Annotated in this window: 2 protein-coding genes and 2 pseudogenes; 3 read left to right on the top strand and 1 reads right to left on the bottom strand. The window is 62.3% G+C overall.

The features are described from left to right. Nucleotides 1–9: 9 nt before the first annotated feature. Nucleotides 10–138: pseudogene (gene tnpB / locus AC5ZGW_RS45380) on the top strand (IS66 family insertion sequence element accessory protein TnpB); the annotation flags it as partial. An 87-nt stretch (nt 139–225) separates the two neighbouring features. Here the strand turns inward: tnpB and AC5ZGW_RS45375 are convergent. Beyond that, nucleotides 226–2,056 (bottom strand): annotated as a pseudogene (locus tag AC5ZGW_RS45375) (recombinase family protein). Between the two features lie 504 nt (nt 2,057–2,560). On the opposite strand from AC5ZGW_RS45375, the gene tnpC reads away from it, so the two are divergent. Both tnpC and AC5ZGW_RS45365 read left to right on the top strand, forming a co-directional pair. Then, on the top strand, nt 2,561–4,120 hold the full coding sequence (gene tnpC, locus AC5ZGW_RS45370; RefSeq protein ID WP_130231592.1) for an IS66 family transposase: 1,560 nt from the start codon (nt 2,561–2,563) through the stop codon (nt 4,118–4,120). A 29-nt stretch (nt 4,121–4,149) separates the two neighbouring features. Next, nucleotides 4,150–4,739, top strand: a 590-nt coding sequence (locus tag AC5ZGW_RS45365) for a UPF0149 family protein (RefSeq protein ID WP_463703230.1), incomplete at its 3' end; no start/stop codon positions are given.

The raw sequence follows: 4,739 nt of genomic DNA, 5'->3' as shown, positions 1-4,739 counted from the left end.
GGTGCTGATCTGAAGATTTACATCGCGACGCGGCCGATTGACTTCCGCTGTGGCCATGATGGGCTGGCTGCGAAGGTACAGCAGATGCTCCGTCTCGACCCGTTTAGCGGCGCAGCCTTCGTGTTCCGATCGAAACGAGCACAGCTCGTTTCATTGTACCTCCCTTTGTCAGAGTCCGGGCAGGCGGATCATTCTATCGTATTGATAATCAATGTAGTTTTTCGGTCAACGTTCGATCACGTGCTGCACCGCTACGCGTACGGCTTCCGAACTCAGCGCCTCGACAGGAACCAACCATTGCGAGCCCTTGATTGCTTGTGTTGCCGGCAAGACGCCCTTCAGCACCAAGCTCTTTGCTGATCCGACGCAAATTCCAAAGTGTGCCGCAACCTTCGCAAGGCTGATCATTTTGCCGTCGGATGATGCGGGATCGTAGTCCGGCAAGCCCAGGCGTTCGCGCATTTCCCGCACGCGAACAGTCGTCCAGGTCTCGCCGTCGCCGGTCTTACAGCGCATCCGATTGAGCGACGCGGCGAGCTCTCGATCAGGCCAATGACCTGCGAGTGTGCGAAGTGCGTCAACGGCAGTGGGTGCCGTATCCCCGGATATCGGCCTGTCTTAACGCGAGCAACACGAACCTCCGTGTGCCGGCCACCGGTCCAATGGATGAGCAGAACCGCCTCATTGGTGTTCTCATCGAGATCGCAAACAATCTCTCGGACCACGATGTGAACCAGCCGCTGCTTGGTTCGTGTGTCCGTGGACGGTGCATTCCAAACCCGCGGCAGATCATGCGCAAGTTGCAGTAGCAGGGCGCGGTCGATCCTTGGACTTTCCGACGATGCAGCGCGCAGCTCCTTGATCCCCCGCTCAAGCTCGGCAACCCGCTCCAATGCGCCATTCCAGCGCGCCTCGAGTTCGCGGGCAACGTGGCGCTTCGCCGGATCCACAAGCTCATATCGGCGTGCAGCAAGAGATGCTTCGTAGCGTGCGACTTCAAGCTCCCGTTCGACGGCGGCGATGATCTCCGTTCTTGATCGCTCGATCTGGTCGGACGCCAATATCGCTGCTTCGACAGCCCGATCGGAGACAGCCTCAAGGATTTGCAGCGCGACCGCACGATCGACCCGCACTCCACCAATGCCGATACATAAGCCTGCTCCGACATGGGCATCATCGCCGCGGCATTGATAACGATGGGCATTCCCTTTGGCCTGGCCATAGACTACACGCATCATCCGCCCGCAACGTCCGCACCGCATCAAGCCGGTCAGCAGTGCGCGTCCCCCGCGCGCCGATTTACGCGAGCAATTCTTCTTCATGTGGGCGTTTTCCAGCAGCAGCTTCTGATTGTCTTCGTACTCCTGCCAACCGATATAACCGGGATGATTGTCCCGCAGCAGAACATTCCAATCCTCCCGCGGCTTTTTGAACCCGCTGACCTTGCGAGCGCGACCGTCCACGATCCGTGTCTTCTGGGCGATTCGGCCAAACGCATAGGCGCCAGCATAGAGCGGATTGTGCAAGATCTGCATCACCGTGTGATAAGGCCGGCGCCTTCCAGCCGAGCTTGCAGATTTGAACGTTCCTCAGGACCACAGGCATTTTGATGTCGGCGGCCCGCAGCCAAAGAAAGACCTGCCGGGCGCTGCCGAGCTCGCGGAACTTGGTGAAGACCAGTCGAGACACCATCGCGGTCGGCGATCAGACAGCCACGCAGACCACAGATATCCAGGAGCGGATACCAGTCGGTACAATTGCGCGCCAAGCGAGTCACGTCGATCGACAGGATGAGCCCCACTTCACTCAGGCCAACACGGCCAACGAGTTCTTTGAAGCCGTTACGATGCGCTGCAGACGCGCCGCTCAACCCGAGATCGGCGTCAATCACGTCGATGGCAGCCTCACGCCATCCGAGTTCGCGGGCGCGCTTGCGAAGCGCGTATGGAAGGCGCAGGCTCTCCTGATTGCTTACGACCTGGTGGGGCGTCGACTGCCGGATGTAGACTACGGCTTTGCGCGCCAAGTGGCTTGAAGTGACCAACTCGGACTTCATGAGGGATCTCCGCCAAAATCGCGGCGACGTCTTCGACGATCTGGCGTCGGAGCGCGGGCGTCAGCGTCGACCAAAGATCGGCTGGATCCATGCTCATGTGCGTCGGGACAATCCGCTATCGATAGAAGCTCGAGTAGAGCCTCCATGCTCAGCTTAATCTGATTTGCTCCTTGTCCATAATATTCGATTGCGGTTGCCTGAATCAGGAGACTGCTTCCCGTGCGAAACTCGACTTCATACGAAGCGGGAATGCCTCGGCCTCGCTGGCCGATCTTCCTGATCACTCGAAATGAGCGGCCGTACAAAGGATGGTGGGGGTCCCGAACTTCGACCACCTCCGGAAATGATTCGTCAGACTCACTGTTGGGGACATTCCTCAATCCCCTCGCTCGACGGACTTGAGTGGACGCGTGTCTCACCCAAGCCTGTGAAGCAGCCGGCCGTTGTTGGCTGAGAGGTGAGGATTTCGCTGGAGCATGGAGCGGGCGCATGTATCGTTCGATCATGGCGATTCGCCCCGATGCTCTCCCGACCGATCCGGCGGCTCTGACCGAGATGGTGCTCGCGCTTGACGTCGAGAACGAGAAGCTGCGCGTGGCGATGCAGACGCTCAAGGAGATGATCTTCGGGAAGCGCTCGGAGCGGCTTGCCACGCTCGTGGCCGAGCAACTCGCGCTTGAGCTTGACGACCTTGAGACCGGTGCCACCCCGCCTGCGACTGCCAACGACGATGCGCCTGCGGCGAAGCCGTCTGATAAGCTACGCCAGAAGGCGCGCCGCAACATCGGCGCGCTGCCCAAGCACCTGCTGCGCTGTGAGCAGGTGCTGGAGCCGGAGGCGACCGCCTGCCCGTGCTGCCAGGGCCAGCTCCACAAGATCGGCGAGGACGTCAGCGAGGTGCTGGACGTGATCCCGGCGATCCTGCGTGTGCTGCGGACGATCCGTCCCAAATACACCTGCCGCGGCTGCGCCGATGGCGTGGTCCAGGTGAAGGCGTTGCCACGCCTGATCGAGAGCGGCATGGCCTCGACCGCGCTCGTGACTCACGTGGTGGTCTCGAAGTTCGCCTGGTATTTGCCGCTGTACCGGCAGGTGCAGATTTTGGCCGGCCAGGGCGTCCATCTTGACCGGTCGACGCTTGCCGGCTGGGTGAAGCGTGCGGCCTGGTGGCTCAAGAGCCTCTATGAGCTCCAGCTGCGCACAATCCAGGCCGCGCCGCGCGTGTTCTGCGACGAGACCCCGATGCCGGTGCTCGATCCCGGACGACATCGCACTCGCATCTGCCAGTTCTGGGCGCATGCCATGGATGACCGGCCATGGGGTGGCCCTTCGCCGCCGGCGGTCGCCTACGTGTTCGCCGACGGCCGCGGCACCGAGGAGATCGCCGGACAATTGACGGGTTTTTCCGGCATTCTGCAGGTGGACGGTTATGCCGCCTACAAGGCGCTCGCCTGCGACCATGGCGGCGCGATCCAGCTCGCCTTTTGTCTCGCCCATGCCAGACGCAAATTCGTCGAGGTGTTCAAAACGACGCAGTCGCCGTTTGCGCGCGAGGTGATCGAACGCCTGCGGGCGGTCTATGCGATCGAAGCGGAGATCCGCGGCAACAGTGCGGAGCAGCGGCTGGCCACCCGCCGCACCAGGAGCGCAGCGTTGATGGCGGCGCTCAAGGCGCGACTGACCGAGATCGTGGGCCAGCTCTTCTCCCAGTCGAAGCTGGCAGAGGCGATCAACTATGCGCTCAATCACTGGGATGGCCTGACGCTGTTTCTCCGCGACGGCCGCGTCGAGGTCGATTCCAACACGGTCGAGCGTTCCATGCGCCCGATTGCCATGGGAAGACGCAACTCGTTGTTCAGCGGCAGCGAGGGCGGCGCCGAGAGCTGGGCGATCCTGGCGTCGCTCGTGAACACGGCAAAGCTCCATGAACTCGATCCGCAGGCCTACCTGGCCGACGTGCTGGAGCGCATCGTGTCCGGGCGAACCAAGAGCCATCAGCTGCACGAGCTGCTCGCCTGGAACTGGAAGGCGGCGCGCCAGCGCACCGCACAGGCCGCGGCATGAGCCCGCGTCGTCATAAAGCAGCGTCGTCGATGGCGGCAGCCGCGATGCCACTTGAGGAGCTCGAGCGATGGCTCCAGGCTCGCGTTGATCGGCATTCTGTCGCCACCAGCATTCCCACGCTCGATGGCTACGTCGCCGCGATCGTGACCGGACCGGTGTCGATGAGCCCACTCGACTGGATCTGCCCGCTGCTCGCCATCGATGCCGATGCTTTCAACCACGGCGGCACCCCGGAGTTCGCGGCGATTTCCGCCGTCGCGCTGCATCATAACGAGATCAGCCAGACCCTTTCGACCACGCCTCGCCAGTTCGCGCCGATGCACCGGCGTGAAGTCAATGGCGATATCGATCCGCGTCCCTGGTGCCGGGGCTTCTATGTCGCGATGCGGCTCAGGCTGTCGGCGTGGGCGCCGTTGCTGGACGCCAGCAACGTCAATCACGGCCTGCTGCTACCCGTCCTGCTGCACTGTCGCGACGATCAGGGCCGTCCGCTGCTCGGACCGCCGCGAAGCGGCCGCGAGACCGAGGACTTTCTCCGCAAGGCCCACCTCGATATTCCAGCGGCCGTCGAGGCGCTGCGCCAATACTGGATGCCGATCCGCTACGCACGCGCCCGCTG

This window comes from Bradyrhizobium sp. Crot121, assembly GCF_059512385.1.
Note: the sequence above shows the minus strand (reverse complement) of the source record. Positions and strands in the feature narration are given on the sequence as shown.